This is a genomic window from Rhizobium sp. YS-1r, assembly GCF_000757525.1.
Classification (GTDB): Bacteria; Pseudomonadota; Alphaproteobacteria; order Rhizobiales; family Rhizobiaceae; genus Neorhizobium; species Neorhizobium petrolearium.
Genome location: NZ_JPYQ01000006.1, coordinates 399,378 through 413,820, shown reverse-complemented (window position 1 = coordinate 413,820; position 14,443 = coordinate 399,378). Strand labels below are relative to the sequence as shown.

The window sequence follows — 14,443 nt, the reverse complement described above, 5'->3', positions numbered from 1 at the left end:
AGGTTTCAGCGCGTGTAAACCCGTCGTGCAACAGATTGATGACGCAGCCTGTGGCCGGTTGGTTGCGGATGTCCGAAAGGCCCTTCCACGATAGGGAGAATCCTGATTGCATGCGGCGTGCGCAACGGGAGACGAGCATGCGGTTGTTGATCCGGATTGTGAAGATCGTTTTGAGCGTTGTCGTCGTCGGTCTCATCGGCCTCGGAATCGGGCTTTACACAGTGCCGCCGGAATTGTTCCGCGTCGGCAGCGGCTACGCGGCGAAGATCGTGTGCTCCAATGTGTTCCTTGCAGGACGTGATAGCGATGAGGTCCTGGCCGTCGATGTCCAGGCGCCGGGGCATCCGCTTCTCAAGCTTATGCGGGTTTCCGTCGACCCGGCGGACAAGCGCGTGCGTGCGGCCCTTCTTGGCTTCATCGCCGGCAATGACGCGGTCTACCGCGAAGGCCTGGGCTGCGCCGTCACACCGGACGGCAATCCGTCTGCTGCATCGAGATTGAGTCATGCCGCGCCGCGGCCGGCTGATGAAAATGGTCTCTGGCCGGAAGGCGGGAAAATTGAATCCGACCAGAAGGTTGCGGAACTTCTTTCAGATACCGATCTCGTTGGGCCGAATATGCGGGCGGTGGTGGTCGTAAAGAACGGGCGGATTGTCGGCGAGGCTTACGGGACCGGTTTTTCGAAGGATACGCCACTGCTCGGCTGGTCGATGACCAAGACGGTCACCGCCACGATCATCGGCACGCTGATCCGCGACGGCAGGCTTTCGCTGGAGGACAGGAGCCTTTTCCCGCAATGGCAGGACGATAAGCGTGCCGATATCCGGCTCGCCGATCTGCTGGCGATGGAAAGCGGTCTTGCCTTCAACGAAAATTACGGCACGGTCGCGGATGTCACACGCATGCTCTACCTTGAGCCGGATATGGCGAATTTCGCTATCGTTAAGCCCCTCGAAGCCGATCCAGGCTCTCGCTTCAACTATTCCTCCGGCGTGGGCGTGATATTGTCGAGGGTCTGGATGGACAGGCTCGGCGACAAGGCGGCTGCGCTCGCCTATCCGAGCAAGGCATTGTTCGATCCGCTCGGCATGACAAGTGCGGTGATGGAAACGGATGAGGCCGGCACGTTTGTCGGCAGTTCCTATATGTACGCCACGGCGCGTGATTGGGCGCGGCTGGGATTGCTCCTTGCGAATGATGGCATGTGGAACGGCAATCGTATCCTGCCGGAAGGTTTCGTCGGTGAGATGCATGAGCCGAACCGGACTTCGAATGGCCGCTATTCGAAGATGCAGACCTGGCTGCCCGCCAGTAGCAGCGGACTCCCCGCCGACGCGTTTTTCCTCGACGGGCACGATGGCCAGAATGTGGTGGTCATTCCGTCGCTTGATCTTGTCGTCGTGCGGCTCGGACTGACACCGGGCTGGGAACCTTACAGTCCCTTGCCGCTTGTCGCGGAAATCACCAGAACAGTGACGGCGCCCTGAGGCGCCGTTGTCCGCGGATCCTTATTTTTGAAGGACGTGCAGCATGTCCTTGCGCTTGGCGTCGTAATAGTAGCCTCGCGCATAGAGCCTGATGGCATTGTCGTTCTTATTGTCGGCGACGAGCCAGGCGCCGCGCAGATATTTGATGGCGTATTTGAGATTGGTCTCGGCGTCGAGCAGGCCTTCCGGCGGACCTTCATAGCCCATCGATTTTGCGGTCGAATACTTGATCTGCATGAGGCCCCAATAGCCGTTCTTGTGATAGGCCTTGGGGTCGTAGCGGCTCTCACGATGCACGACGCGATGAACGAGCGATTCCGGCACGCCATATATGCCGGCATAACGCTTGATGAGCATGTTCAGCTGCGGCGGCGCGTCGGAAGCGGTTGCCGGCAGCGGATCGCCGGGAGCGGGCGGGAATTCCATGGCAGAGAGCGCAGCAACAGCCTTTGGCTGGGCGGCGTAGGCGAGCGTCGTGGTATCCGGCCGCTGCGGGCGTGGCGTGGGGACGACCGACTGCAGCGCCACCATGTCCGGCGTGAGCTCCGGCTCGTCGAGCGCGATCGCCTGAGCGGCGGCCGGTTGGATCCTGCCTTCAGTAACGGCGGGTGCGACCAGAGGAGAGGTGATACGACCACTTTTGGAAGCCGCAAGAATGGTGGACGTCGCGGGAACAGGTGCGGGGGCAGCCGCAACAGATGCTACGGCGGTGGATGTCGCCGGCTGCACCGGAAGCGCTGCGGGCGCGAAGGCGACGAGCGGAGCCATGGTCGGAGACGCCATCGCAGCCGTCTGAACCGATGCCGCTTCGACTGCAGGCGGGACGGGAACAGCAAGCCTGCCTGACTTGGCAAGTGCGATTGTCGGCTGGCCGCCGGCGAGTTGTGCTGCGGCGGCTGTCTGGGGCTGTTGGCCAACCGGAAGGTCGGACCTGTATTGGATGACCGCTCCCCCGTCGGCGGATGCCGTTTGCACCGATCCGGCTGGCTGGCCGTTCGCCGGGGTCGTCGTCTGAGTCGCCGCCAGCCGGGGCTCTCGTTCGACGCTGGAACATCCGGCAAGAGCTGAAGATATGGCGCACGCCACCGCCGTCCCGCGGCCGAGCAATCGGATTATCGCCATTGAGTCGCCTTCATGAAGAATTGGTTACCCCAGTCCGCCCAAATGCCACCGAAAGAGCATTTCCATTAACCTATTGGGCGGCGGCCGGCAAGACAGGCCCGCTATGCGGCAATCCTGCGGTAACCCGCAGTAACCGCGCGCCGTGAGATGAATCGCATCTGCGGCTTGCGTGAGGCTGAATTGAGGGAAGGGATGCGGCGCTTGCGGCCGATCACGCGGCGCGGGAAAAGCACGTGGATTCCGGCTCCGAACACCGCACAGACGAGGAATGTCGCCTGCATTTCGAGGAATTGCGGCAGGAGCGGGCGACCTGGGTCGATGAACTGCGCCAGCGCGGCGGCAAGGACAATGGCGTAACGCGGGCCGAAGGCGGATTTGCTGAACAGGCAACCAAAAATCCGGGCGGCCCGGTATTCGGGGAGGTTGTCGTTATCGGCGACGAGGCCCGAGATCCGCGGATCCTGATAGGACCAGAGCACGTAAAGCATCAGATAGCCGAGACCTGCCCAGGATAGCGTCTCCAACAGACGAGGCAGATAGAGGGCGACGACTGCGAGCGGAATGACGGCCATGATCAGGGCGGCTGATAATCCGACGGCAAAGCCCGGGATCGTGGCGACCGCCGTGCGGCGGCCGCGCTGAAGCGAGAAGCTGGCAGCAAGGCAGGCAAGGGGGCTCGGAAGAAGGACGAGAAAGATCGCGGTCGCGGCAAAAGCGAGCCAGGTATCAGCCGTCATTCCATTCCCTCCAGAACACCCGTTGGTGTCCTTTACATATCAAGCCTCGGCGAAAGGCTGGCCGATATAGTCCATCACTTCGCCGAACCATTTTGCCGTCAGATCGAAATGTTTTCCACCCTTGATTCTCGGGAATTCGATCGTTCGCAATTTTCCGTTCTGGTCCTCGTCATGGCCGGTCACGCCTGAAACCTTGTTCAGCGCACTTTCCACCGCAAGGTCGACCATGCCTTTGATCAGCATCAAATCGCCGGCATTCGCCGGGGCCGAGCGTGCGAAATAGCCGGATTTTTGCACCATGGAGCGTTCGGCGCCGAGAAGCGCGGCGAACTGCTTCTGGAACCAGTTTCCGACATTGATGGTATCGATCTTGACATGGCCGAAGGCATCGCGTTTGACGGCCTCGCCGGCGGCTTCCCGCTCGGCGACGATTGCGTCAAGGCAGGCGCCTTCCGAGACGAAGAGCGTCACGAAACCGCGCTTGTCCATAACGTCCTTGAGGCGTGCGGCCTCCTTGTCGAGGTCGAAAGCCATCTCGGGCAGGTAGAGCCCATCGATGTTCTTCATCTGGGTGTTCATCATCAGGCCTTCGACATATTCATTGTTCCTGGTCTTCTGAATATAGGCGCGGGCCGTCGCGGCGGTAAGCCAGCCGCAGTGACGTCCCATCACTTCGTGAATCACAAGTGTGCGAGGGGCGGCACTCTGCTCGTTGGAAACGTGGTCGAAGAAATGTGCGCCGACTTCCGCCGCGGTCCATGCGCCGAGCGACTGCCGGATCGGCACCACGTCGTTGTCGACCGTCTTCGGCAGGCCGACGACGGTCAGGTCGTAGCCGTTGGCGCCAAGATAGGCGGCAAGGTCGGCTGCGGTCGTGTTGGTATCATCGCCGCCGATCGTGTGGAGGATGGTGACGCCGTCCTGCGCGAGGCGGTCGGCGGCGATGCGCAACGGGTTTTCACCTTCTTTGACGAGGCCGCGCTTGACACAGTCGGCGGCATTGGTGAGCTTCACGCGGCTGTTGCCGATCGGCGAGCCGCCGTAGCGATGCAGGAGATAGGCCTTTTCGCGCATGTCCTGGGTGATTTCGATGTGGTCGCCCAAAAGCACGCCCTGATATCCCGAGCGGTAGGCGACCATCTCGATCTCGGGCGCAATGTCGTTATAGCGTTCGATCAGCCCGCCGACGGCGGAAGACAGGCAGGGCGCAAGGCCTCCGGCGGTCAACATTGCTACTTTCTGTTTGGCCATCGTTCCTCCTTGACGCTTTCGCGTACAGCTCAAAAAACGAAGGAATGGATGCGCCAGAGATGGCCCCCCTGTAAAGTGAATTTCTCAAGAAAAACCGAAGCTTCCGTTCGGCGATCCCGGAGAATGGAATATAATCGATTCAACCACGCTGCGCGCCGGCCGCCCTTGTGGAAAACGGTTGCCCGGCGATCGCCCGCAGCGTGGGATGCAAGGTAACCGATCGGTGATCGGTGATGATTGTTCGGAAAACATGAACATAGTTTAATCCGAGACGGACCACCCACCTCCTTGCAATCGCAGGGATAATCTGGTCCATTGCAGTAATGATTTTCGATTTTTCCTGTCTGCAGATCTCCTCCCTTTGGGAACGGCTCCTTGGCGCGATCGGCGATGCGGCAGGCAGCGTGCTCGGCCGCGTGGTCGAGGCGATCCGCACGGTGTTCGAAGGCGATCCCGAAACGCGCCGGAAGGTTTCCTTTTCAGTGGCGATCATTGCGCTGTCCGCGAAGATGGCGAAAGCCGACGGAATCGTGACCGAGGCGGAGGTGAAGGCCTTCCAGCAGATTTTCGACTTCCCGGACGAGGAGGCGCGCAACGTGGCGCGGCTCTACAATCTCGCGCGTCAGGACGTGGCCGGCTACGAGGCTTATGCGACGAAGCTTGCAGGTCTGTGCAGCTCGGGTGCCTCGGAAAACTGCCCGATGCTGGAAAATGTCATTGACGGCCTGTTCCACATCGCCAAGGCAGATGGCCTTGTCCATGAGAAGGAACTCGCCTTCGTGGCCCGGATTGCTGAGATCTTCCGGATCGACGAGGTTCATTTCCGCCGCATCATGGCGCGCCATGTCCACCTCGATGGCGCCGATCCCTATCTGGTGCTCGGTGTTTCGCCGGAAGACGATTTCGCAGATATCCGCAAGCAATACCGATTGCTGGTGTCCGAGCATCATCCGGACCGGCTGATCGCTCGCGGCGTACCGGTTGCACTGCATGCGGCCGCCAACGAGCGGATGGCCGCGCTCAATGCGGCTTATGCGGCGATTGCGAAAGAGCGCCGCGCTGCATGACGTTGTTCACCGCCGATTATGCCGGCGCTTCGGTCATGCCTTCTCCCAATCACGGTGAACGCGCGAACGGGCGCAAGCCCGACATGATCCTTCTGCACTATACCGGCATGGGCAGTGCCGACGGCGCGCTCGACTGGCTCTGCCGCGAGGAAAGTCAGGTTTCCAGCCATTATTTCGTCCATGAGGACGGGCGTGTCGTGCAACTCGTGCCCGAGGCGCGCCGGGCCTGGCATGCGGGCAAAAGCTGCTGGGCGGGAGAAACGGACATCAACTCCTGTTCCATCGGGATCGAGATTGCCAATCTTGGACATCCCGGTGGCCTACCCGGCTTTCCCGATACGCAAATCAGCGCCGTTGTCGAATTGTGTCGGGACTGCGGCTCAAGATGGGGAATTCCGGCCGAAAGGGTGCTCGGACACTCGGATGTTGCACCGATACGCAAGGTCGATCCGGGTGAAAATTTCCCCTGGCAGGAATTGCACTTTGCCAGCGTTGGTCACTGGACCGATCCAACACAAATCAGCGGCGGACGCTTCTTCCAGTACGGCGAAAGTGGCCAACCCATCGAAGCGTTGCAGTCCATGCTGTCGCTCTATGGGTACGACATTGAAATTACAGGGAACTTCTGTGAGCGGACGAAAGGTGTCGTTGAAGCTTTCCAGCGACATTTTCGGCCCTTGCTCGTGGACGGTATCGCTGATTTTTCCACGATCGATACACTGCATCGCTTGCTGAAGGCTCTGCCGAAATACAGTCATGTCTGATTGCAGGACGAGGCTTCAAATCCTGCGTTTCCAGCAAAAATTTTGCGCTGCCACATCATTTCCTTATTAAGACTTTCTAAAGAACCCGTTAGCGCAGCCGCCAGGTAGGACGGGGTTGCAGAGATAAACGATCAGGTTTCGTAGAACGCTGCGCCGTCTGTCCGGCGACGCGGCGAGGGTATCTGCGTCATGATATCCGCGAACCTGTTGGTTCGGAGACATTCTTATTCGATGAAAAAACTGATCATTGCTGCCGCGGCGGGCCTTGCCATGCTTGCCGCGGAAACCGAATTCGTGCGCGCTCAGGATGGCAGCGAAGTCAAAACCTCCACCAACACTTCCAAAGTTCCCTGGGAAACGCGCGAAACCGGTTTGGCGGCGCCGACGGATGCGGACAAACGCCTCGTTCGGCAGACGCATTATACAAAGCTGATCGAGAAATATGCCGATGAATATGACATCCCCGTCGAGCTCGCCAATGCAGTGATCCAGGTCGAGAGCAATTACCGCCCCACGGTCAAGGGAAAGGCCGGTGAGATCGGCCTTATGCAGCTCAAGCCGGCGACGGCGCGGTTGATGGGATATGAAGGGTCGGACTACGGCCTCTACGACCCGGAAACCAATATCCGCTTCGGCATGAAATATCTCGCAGGTGCTCACGAGCTCGGCGATGGGAAAACCTGCGGCACCATTCTCAGATACAATGCCGGCCACGGAGCCAAGCGCATGAATCCCGTCTCGAAGCGTTATTGCAGCCGGGTGGAGGCGATCCTGGAAACGAAGCAACAGACTGCGTCGCTTTCGCCTGTGGCATTTTGATTCCGAAAACGGCTAGAAGTGCTTCGATAGTGGGCACTTCGGCCGGTGGAATCGAAAAAAGGGGCAGGGCATGACGGCGCGGTTCAAATACATCGTCATCGGAAGAGGCATGATGGGGGCAGCTGCGGCCCGTTACCTCTCGAAATGGACCAACGGCGTCGCGCTGATCGGTCCGGGCGAACCTGCCGACCATGAGCGCCATGAAGGCGTGTTTGCCAGCCATTACGACGAGGCGCGCATTACCCGGACGATCGATCCCGACCCTGTCTGGGCGCACCTCGCCAATCGTTCCATCGCCCGTTATGGCGAGATCGCCGCCGAGAGCGGTATCGATTTTTACTCCGAATCCGGTTGCCTGATCGTGGGGCCGAAGCGGGCCGACGGGCCGTCCTATGTCAGCAATGTCCTTGATGCGGCTGACAGGCTGGAGGTCGCGACCGAGACCTTGACCGACGCCGGTCTCGCAAACCGTTTTCCGTTCTTCTGCTTCCCGGGCGAGAGCGAGGGCGTCTGGGAGTCGAAGAATGCCGGTCATATCAATCCGCGCCGGCTGGTGAAGGCCCAGGCGCTGCTCGCCGAAAGGCAAGGCGCCGCGATTATCGCGGAGACTGTCTTCTCTGTGCGCCAGGAGGGCGATGCGGTTGCCGTCACCACCGTTGAGGGCAACAGCTATTCAGCCGAAAAGGTCCTCGTCGCCGCCGGCGGATTTTCCATCAATGAGAATCTGTTGCCGCGGCGTCTTGATCTGAAGATTTATGCCCGCACCGTCGCCTTCTTCGAGGTGGACGAGGCGGCGATGGACATTTTCGGCAAGGTGCCGTCACTGATCTGGAAATGGAACCAGGCGGAGGACGGCATCTATCTCCTGCCGCCGGTGCGTTATCCGGACGGCAGGATCTATCTCAAGATCGGCGGCGATCCGGACGATCTGCTGCTGCCGTCTGAACCGGATATCCGCGCCTGGTTTCGCTCCGGCGGTCGTGAAAGCACCCGGGCCCATCTGACGGAGGTCATGGCACGCCTGATGCCCTCGCTCGACCTTTCCCGCAATTCAATGGCGGCCTGCGTCACCTCCTTCACGCCGACGGATTATCCGGCGATCGCCATGACGGAGGCAGGCCGTATCGGAATCCTGAGCGGCGGCTGCGGCGCGGCAGCCAAGAGTTCCGACGAGATCGGCCGGCTTGGAGCTGAGCTGATCTTCCACGGGCGGATCGTGGATGACGCCTATTCAACGGATTTTTCAGCGGATTATCTGTAAACTCTGGTGTTCCATCCCTATCTCGTTTATGGACCGCATGCCAGTTGGCCGGGCAGCCGCGCTTTACCAATGCCGAAAGGCGGTGAGGTGAGGAAAGTCCGGGCTCCACGGAAACACGGTGCCGGATAACATCCGGCGGGGGCGACCCCAGGGAAAGTGCCACAGAAAGGAAACCGCCCCGCCTTTTCAACCGCTTGGAATGCAAGCGGCTGAGACGGCGGGGTAAGGGTGAAAGGGTGGGGTAAGAGCCCACCGCGCCTCTGGTAACAGGGGCGGCACGGTAAACCCCACCGGGAGCAAGACCGAATAGGGATGACGCGGGCCTACGCGAAAGCGTGGCCACAACCGGTTTCCGGGCCAGTCATCCGGGTGGGTTGCGCGAGGCGATGTGCAAGCATCGTCCCAGATGAATGGCTGCCACGTTCCGGTGTTCGCATCGGGGCCATACAGAACCCGGCTTACAGGCCAACTGGCATCGTCTCCTTTTGGTGCGGATTTTAATCCAATTTTATCCTTAACAATGATTTAAAAGATAAGGGCTGCGGGGCCTTCCGCAACGTTCCCGCCATCAGGCCCTGGTGCTAGAAATCGGCGCAATTTCCATGCCCCTCGTTCCCCGGAGCAGCAAGCCGATGTCTGCAGCAAGATTGTCCAATATCGATGGCCTGCGCGCCATTGCCGCTCTTTCGGTCTTCGTCCAGCATTTCATCGGCGACGCTTCCCGGGCGGAAGGTGTGTCGGCCGGCGTTCTCTATCCCTGGCTCAGTTTTTCGGAACATTCCCTTGATCTCGGGCGGTTCGGCGTCGTGCTGTTCTTCCTGATCAGTGGTTTCGTCGTTCCCTTCAGCATTCGCGGGGAAGCGCCGCTGAAGCGCTTTGCGATCTCGCGCTTCTTCAGGCTCTATCCGGCCTTCTGGGGCGCTCTCGCCTGCCTCGCCATCATCTACTGGACCGCCGGTACGCCGGTCTCGATGATGACGATGCTTGCCAATGTCACCATGGCTCCGCAATTTCTGGGGCAGGGCTGGATGTCCGGCATATACTGGACATTGTTCATCGAACTGGTCTTTTATTTCCTGGCGGCCGGGCTTTTCGCGACGCGGTTTCTCGGCAATCCGCTCGCCGTCGTCATTCTGGCGGTGGCGCTGGTCTCTTCGACTGCGGGACCGATTCTCGTTCGCCTTTATCTCGGCATCGGGCTTCCGGTGTCCTATATCGGCCTGCATCTTTCCTTTCTGTTTTCCGGCCTGCTGCTGCGGCTTGCAATCGTCGAGCGCAAGAAGGGCGCGGCAAGTTGCGCCGCCTATCTTATCGCGTACCAGCTGCTCGCCGTTCTCGCCGTCTCGGAATTCTCGCTGATGCGCAATGACGGCTTCATCCTGATCGGCACGCTGCCGATCATGACAGGGTATCTGCTTGCAGTCGCCGTATTCATCGGTGCGGTCCGGCTCAACGCGCCGCAATCGCGGGTTCTCGCCTGGATCGGCCGGATCAGTTATTCGATCTATCTTTTCCACTGGATCGTCAATGTCACCATCTACCGATTCCTGCCGCTGACGGGAGGGTGGCGTGATCTCGCGACCATGCTCGTCTGCCTGATGGCAACTATCGGCGTCTCATATCTGGTCTTCCGTTTTGTCGAAAAACCGTCGATTGCGCTCGGTCGCCGTGTTGCCTCGAAATTGTTGGAGACCGATACCAGACCGATTGTTCCCGAAGCGGCCTGACGCCTCCATTATTTCCGTCCGAGGCTCGTCGGCCCGTGCAGGCCCGACGGACAGGTTGGGCGCCAACGCTCACCGTCTGCCGAAGGCTGTTTGCCGATGGCCGATTTCTTCCATTAGAGATTCAAAAAATTCTTTTGATTGCGGTCCTTTAACCGTTGTGCCAGATCGACTTGCAGCACTTGCTCAAGGCGGCTTCTCCATCCGCCTTAATAACCCTTTGTTAAACTTAACGGCTTATAAATAAATTCGGTTTGGGAGCAGCTAGCGGGGCTTCTCCCATTGACGCCCATATGGTCCCATGGTATCCCAAAGCTGCACTGTGCAAGGGCGGATGATCGCCCGTAAATCCCAGAGTTTCGGTCTTCGGGCCGGATGGCTTATCGTCCATTCGGGTGGCGAAGCTGTGTCTGGTGCGGTGCGTACGGGCGGGCGGTTTTTCGCCCTGGATTTGAATGGGGCGGATGTTCGGTGTGATGAGCCGCTTCCTGTCGAATGCGACGAACAGGATCGATGCGAAGGGGCGGGTCTCCGTTCCGGCGAGTTTCCGCTCGGTTCTTTCGGAGCGCGGAATTCAGGAGCTTTATTGTCTCCAGGATTTCGTCTATCCGGCGATCAGCGTCGGAGGGCCGGACCTGCTCGATCGTTACGAACGGCAGATCGCTTCCGCGGATCCGTTTTCGCCGGAAGCGAACCGGATGTCGCTGCTGGTCCACGGTGGCGGCGTCTTCATGAGGCTCGATGCGGAGGGCCGGCTGATGGTCACGGATTTCATCCGCGACTTCACGGGAATCAGTTCGGAAGTGACCTTCGTCGGGCGCTCGGATCATTTTCAGCTTTGGCAGCCGCAGGCGTTCCATGCGGCGCAGGCGGCGGCAAGAGAGGGGCGTCTGAGTTCGCGTCCCGTCTAGGACAGGGGTGCGGAATGGTGGCGAATCCAGGCAAGGGAACAACCGAGCCCGACGGCGGACCGGTTCGCCACATTCCGGTTCTTCTGAAGCAAGTCCTCGATGCTCTCGATCCCCGGTCGGGCAAGCTTATCCTGGACGGCACATTCGGGGCGGGCGGGTATACGTCCGCCCTCCTTGCCGCTGGTGCCGACGTGATTGCCCTTGATCGGGATCCGACTGCGATTGCCGCGGGTCAGGCTCTTGTCGATGCCAATCAAGATCACCTCACGCTCATTCATTCTCAGTTTTCCCGGCTTGCAGACCATGCGCCGCAGGGCGGGCTTGATGGCGTCGTTCTCGATATCGGCGTTTCCTCGATGCAGATCGATGAAGCCGAGCGCGGCTTCTCCTTCCAGAGAAATGGCCCGCTCGATATGCGCATGTCGGCTGAAGGCGTCTCGGCCGCCGATGTCGTCAATCGCGCCAAGGTTAGCGATCTCACCCGCATCTTTGGTTTTCTGGGCGAGGAGAGGCAGGCTGGCCGTATTGCCCGGGCTATCGAAAAGCGCCGCGCATCCCAGCCTTTCACCACGACACGCGATCTTGCGAACCTGATCGAAAGCGTCAATCCCCGCAAGGCCAAGGACAAGATCCATCCGGCGACGCGCGTCTTCCAGGCGCTGCGCGTCTTCGTCAATGATGAACTCGGTGAACTCGCCCAGGCTCTTTTTGCTGCGGAGCGTGCCTTGAAGCCTGGTGGCCGGCTCGTGGTCGTCACGTTTCATTCCCTCGAAGACCGGATCGTCAAGCAGTTCTTCGCCGATCGCTCCGGCAAGGTTTCCGGTTCGCGACATCTGCCGATGGTCGAGGCGAAGCCTGCCGTTTTTGAGGCGCTTGGCAGATCGGTGGTCGCCGCCAGCGATGAGGAGGCGGAAGCCAATCCGCGGGCCCGTTCCGCCAAATTGCGCGCCGGCATTCGTACGGACGCGGCGCCGCGCCCGGTCGACATGTCGATTTTCGATCTGCCCGATCTCGCCAGCATTGCAAGGATGGGAGCCTAACGGAATGCTCAGAAGCTTCGATCTCGTTCTGATCGGCATCATGACGGCGACCGCGGTCGTTACCTACACGATCAAACATCGCGCCGACGAGAAGCTTGCCGAGGTCCGCCGGCTGGAGACGGAAATCAAGCTGGAGAAGGACACGATCGATCTCCTGAAGGCGGATTGGGCGCTGCTCACCCAGCCGAACCGTCTCCACAGGCTGATCAAGGTCTATAATTCGGAACTCGGTCTGGCTCCGACCGAGCCGACCCAGCTTGCCATGCCGAAAGAACTGCCGATGCCCAGATCGGCGCTGCCGCAGCCGGAAACGACGATCGAGGATATCATCGCCGGCAAGAACAGCGAGGTTGCCGCCGCGCTCAAGGGGGTTGCAGCCGCCAAGGCGAAGCCCGCCCAGAAAATCCCGGTGCCGCTGCCGCGCGGCTCCGTCGAAGTCATCTCTACTGGATCGGTGAACCGCTGATGTCTTTCCTGTCTCGCATCATGGTGTTGAAGAGCCGGGCGCATTTTTCCGCCGGCAGTCGCGGTTGCTCTTCTTCGGGTGGCGCCTCCTTCGAGGGCACCCGCAAGCGGAAATCCAACCAGGCGAAGAATCGTGTCGGCCTGCTGATTGCCGGCTTCACCGTTTTCTACTGCGTCATCGGCGGGCGTCTCGTGCAATATGGCGTGGCGCAGCCGCTCACAACGTCCAGTATCCTGCCGGCCGATCGGCTCATGGCTTCTCGCCCCGATCTCGTCGACCGCAATGGCGAGGTACTGGCGACCGATATCCGGACGGTTTCGCTGTTTGCCGAGCCGCACAAGATCGTTGATGCGGACGAGGTGATCGAGAAACTCTCGACCGTGCTGCACGATCTCGACGTCAAGTCGACCTATTCGAAGCTCAAATCCAGTTCGCGCTTCCAGTGGCTCCGGCGCCAGCTCACGCCGAAACAGCAGAGCCAGATCCTGGCGCTCGGCATTCCGGGGATCGGCTTCCGGCCGGAGAAGCGCCGCTTCTATCCCGGCGGAGCGACGGCCGCGCATGTCGTCGGCTACGTCAATATCGACAACCGCGGCGTCGCCGGCATGGAGCGTTATGTCGACAGTCAGGGGCTTGCTGACCTTACAGCCGTCGGAATGACGTCGAACCAGCCTCTCGAACCGGTGAAGCTTTCGATCGACCTTCGCGTGCAGTCCATCGTCCGCGAAGTGGTTGTTGAAGCGATCGCCAAATATCGCGCGATCGGAGCCGGAGCTGTCGTCATCGACGTCCATACCGGAGAAATCCTCGGCATGGCTTCCGCTCCGGATTTCGATCCCAACAATCCCGCCGTGGGTGGTGAGGAAGGATGGTTCAACCGCATGTCGAACGGTACGTTCGAGATGGGTTCGACCTTCAAGTCCTTCACGATCGCGATGGGCCTCGATTCCGGCAAGGTGAACCTGCAGAGCACGTTTGATGCACGCTTCCCGATTCGCATCGGCGGTTTCACCATCAAGGATTTTCATGGCCAGGGACGAGTGCTCAGTGTTCCCGAAATCTTCCAATTTTCTTCCAATATCGGGACCGCGAAGATCGCCGATACCGTCGGCATCGACGGGCACAAGGAATTCCTGACCAGGCTTGGTCTGCTCAGCAAGATGAAGACGGAGCTCCCGGAAGTCGCCCAGCCCAGCCAGCCGCGCACGTGGAAGAAGATCAACTCCATCACGATCTCGTTCGGCCACGGTGTCTCGACGACGCCCCTGCAGACGGCCGTCGCAGGGGCGGCGCTCGTCAACGGCGGCAAGCTGATCGAGCCGACCTTCCTGCCGCGCACGCGCGAGGAGGCTGACAAGGTTGCAACTCAAGTGCTCAAGCCGTCGACCAGCAAGGACATGCGCTTCCTTTTCGAGTGGAACGGTGCCAACGGGTCCGGCAGGAACGCCCGTGTCACCGGCTTCAACGTCGGCGGAAAAACGGGCACCGCCGACAAGGTCGTCAACGGACGCTACGCGCACGACAAGAACTTCAACGCCTTCCTGGCGGCCTTTCCGATGGACAATCCGCAATATGTGGTCTTGAGCTTTGCCGACGAGCCGAAGACCGACAAGGGCAATGGTGCGGCGCTGTCGGCGACGTCGGCCGCGCCCATGGTGAAGGAAATCATCAGCCGGGCTGCCCCCATTCTCGGTGTAAAGCCGAAATTCGGCAATGACGGTTCTGCCCTGCTCGTGTCTTATTGAGCGATAACAAATCGGCTTACGATTCGTGGGGACGATACTCAGAATGAAG

The 14,443-nt window shown here is 60.2% G+C and carries 13 protein-coding genes and 1 other RNA gene; 11 read left to right on the top strand and 3 right to left on the bottom strand.

The annotated features are described in order from the left end of the window. Positions 1-137 precede the first annotated feature (137 nt). Positions 138-1,487: a serine hydrolase gene (locus tag JL39_RS06385; RefSeq protein WP_037147550.1), complete on the top strand. Its 1,350-nt coding sequence runs from the start codon at positions 138-140 to the stop codon at positions 1,485-1,487. Between the two features lie 21 nt (positions 1,488-1,508). Here the strand turns inward: JL39_RS06385 and JL39_RS06380 are convergent, their stop codons facing one another. The 3 genes from JL39_RS06380 to JL39_RS06370 form a co-directional block, all read right to left on the bottom strand. Continuing rightward, positions 1,509-2,609 carry a lytic transglycosylase domain-containing protein gene (locus tag JL39_RS06380; RefSeq protein ID WP_052182704.1) on the bottom strand — a complete coding sequence of 367 codons (1,101 nt, stop codon included), beginning with the start codon at positions 2,607-2,609 and terminating at the stop codon, positions 1,509-1,511. A gap of 101 nt (positions 2,610-2,710) precedes the next feature. Continuing rightward, a complete protein-coding gene (locus JL39_RS06375; protein ID WP_037147547.1) occupies positions 2,711-3,346 on the bottom strand; it encodes a hypothetical protein in 636 nt (211 codons plus the stop codon). A gap of 39 nt (positions 3,347-3,385) precedes the next feature. After that, entirely contained in the window at positions 3,386-4,597 is a 1,212-nt protein-coding gene (locus tag JL39_RS06370) for a pyrophosphate--fructose-6-phosphate 1-phosphotransferase (RefSeq protein WP_037147544.1), read from the bottom strand. 323 nt (positions 4,598-4,920) lie between these two features. Between JL39_RS06370 and JL39_RS06365 the strand changes: the two genes are divergently transcribed. The 10 genes from JL39_RS06365 to JL39_RS06325 all read left to right on the top strand — a co-directional run bounded on the left by JL39_RS06365 (position 4,921) and on the right by JL39_RS06325 (position 14,394). Continuing rightward, on the top strand, positions 4,921-5,664 hold the full coding sequence (locus JL39_RS06365) for a DnaJ family molecular chaperone (protein ID WP_037147541.1): 744 nt from the start codon (positions 4,921-4,923) through the stop codon (positions 5,662-5,664). Further along, positions 5,661-6,428 carry an N-acetylmuramoyl-L-alanine amidase gene (locus tag JL39_RS06360; protein ID WP_037147538.1) on the top strand — a complete coding sequence of 256 codons (768 nt, stop codon included), beginning with the start codon at positions 5,661-5,663 and terminating at the stop codon, positions 6,426-6,428. The genes JL39_RS06365 and JL39_RS06360 overlap by 4 nt, the downstream gene beginning before the upstream one ends. A 231-nt stretch (positions 6,429-6,659) precedes the next feature. Continuing rightward, positions 6,660-7,247, top strand: coding sequence for a transglycosylase SLT domain-containing protein (locus JL39_RS06355; protein WP_037147536.1), 588 nt, complete (start codon positions 6,660-6,662; stop codon positions 7,245-7,247). 70 nt (positions 7,248-7,317) lie between these two features. Further along, the gene (locus JL39_RS06350) at positions 7,318-8,508 is read left to right on the top strand and encodes an FAD-dependent oxidoreductase (protein WP_037147533.1); all 1,191 of its coding nucleotides are present in this window, start codon (positions 7,318-7,320) and stop codon (positions 8,506-8,508) included. 40 nt (positions 8,509-8,548) lie between these two features. Continuing rightward, positions 8,549-8,985, top strand: an RNA gene (rnpB, locus tag JL39_RS30485) — RNase P RNA component class A. A gap of 155 nt (positions 8,986-9,140) precedes the next feature. Further along, the gene (locus JL39_RS06345) at positions 9,141-10,235 is read left to right on the top strand and encodes an acyltransferase (protein ID WP_244446840.1); all 1,095 of its coding nucleotides are present in this window, start codon (positions 9,141-9,143) and stop codon (positions 10,233-10,235) included. A 473-nt stretch (positions 10,236-10,708) separates the two neighbouring features. Beyond that, positions 10,709-11,143 carry a division/cell wall cluster transcriptional repressor MraZ gene (gene mraZ / locus JL39_RS06340; protein WP_037148531.1) on the top strand — a complete coding sequence of 145 codons (435 nt, stop codon included), beginning with the start codon at positions 10,709-10,711 and terminating at the stop codon, positions 11,141-11,143. 14 nt (positions 11,144-11,157) lie between these two features. Continuing rightward, positions 11,158-12,183: a 16S rRNA (cytosine(1402)-N(4))-methyltransferase RsmH gene (gene rsmH, locus JL39_RS06335; RefSeq protein ID WP_037147528.1), complete on the top strand. Its 1,026-nt coding sequence runs from the start codon at positions 11,158-11,160 to the stop codon at positions 12,181-12,183. Between the two features lie 4 nt (positions 12,184-12,187). Further along, entirely contained in the window at positions 12,188-12,649 is a 462-nt protein-coding gene (locus tag JL39_RS06330; protein WP_037147525.1) for a hypothetical protein, read from the top strand. Beyond that, complete coding sequence (locus tag JL39_RS06325) at positions 12,649-14,394, top strand: penicillin-binding protein 2 (RefSeq protein WP_037147522.1); 1,746 nt, start codon at positions 12,649-12,651, stop codon at positions 14,392-14,394. Before JL39_RS06330 ends, JL39_RS06325 begins: the two co-directional genes overlap by 1 nt. Positions 14,395-14,443: the final 49 nt, after the last annotated feature.

Coding starts and splice junctions, on each gene's coding strand:
- JL39_RS06365 (WP_037147541.1), top strand. CDS start 4,921: ATGATTTTCGATTTTTCCTGTCTGCAGATCTCCTCCCTTTGGGAACGG.
- JL39_RS06385 (WP_037147550.1), top strand. CDS start 138: ATGCGGTTGTTGATCCGGATTGTGAAGATCGTTTTGAGCGTTGTCGTC.
- JL39_RS06360 (WP_037147538.1), top strand. CDS start 5,661: ATGACGTTGTTCACCGCCGATTATGCCGGCGCTTCGGTCATGCCTTCT.
- JL39_RS06370 (WP_037147544.1), bottom strand. CDS start 4,597: ATGGCCAAACAGAAAGTAGCAATGTTGACCGCCGGAGGCCTTGCGCCC.
- JL39_RS06345 (WP_244446840.1), top strand. CDS start 9,141: ATGTCTGCAGCAAGATTGTCCAATATCGATGGCCTGCGCGCCATTGCC.
- JL39_RS06380 (WP_052182704.1), bottom strand. CDS start 2,609: ATGGCGATAATCCGATTGCTCGGCCGCGGGACGGCGGTGGCGTGCGCC.
- rsmH (WP_037147528.1), top strand. CDS start 11,158: ATGGTGGCGAATCCAGGCAAGGGAACAACCGAGCCCGACGGCGGACCG.
- mraZ (WP_037148531.1), top strand. CDS start 10,709: ATGAGCCGCTTCCTGTCGAATGCGACGAACAGGATCGATGCGAAGGGG.
- JL39_RS06355 (WP_037147536.1), top strand. CDS start 6,660: ATGAAAAAACTGATCATTGCTGCCGCGGCGGGCCTTGCCATGCTTGCC.
- JL39_RS06375 (WP_037147547.1), bottom strand. CDS start 3,346: ATGACGGCTGATACCTGGCTCGCTTTTGCCGCGACCGCGATCTTTCTC.
- JL39_RS06325 (WP_037147522.1), top strand. CDS start 12,649: ATGTCTTTCCTGTCTCGCATCATGGTGTTGAAGAGCCGGGCGCATTTT.
- JL39_RS06330 (WP_037147525.1), top strand. CDS start 12,188: ATGCTCAGAAGCTTCGATCTCGTTCTGATCGGCATCATGACGGCGACC.
- JL39_RS06350 (WP_037147533.1), top strand. CDS start 7,318: ATGACGGCGCGGTTCAAATACATCGTCATCGGAAGAGGCATGATGGGG.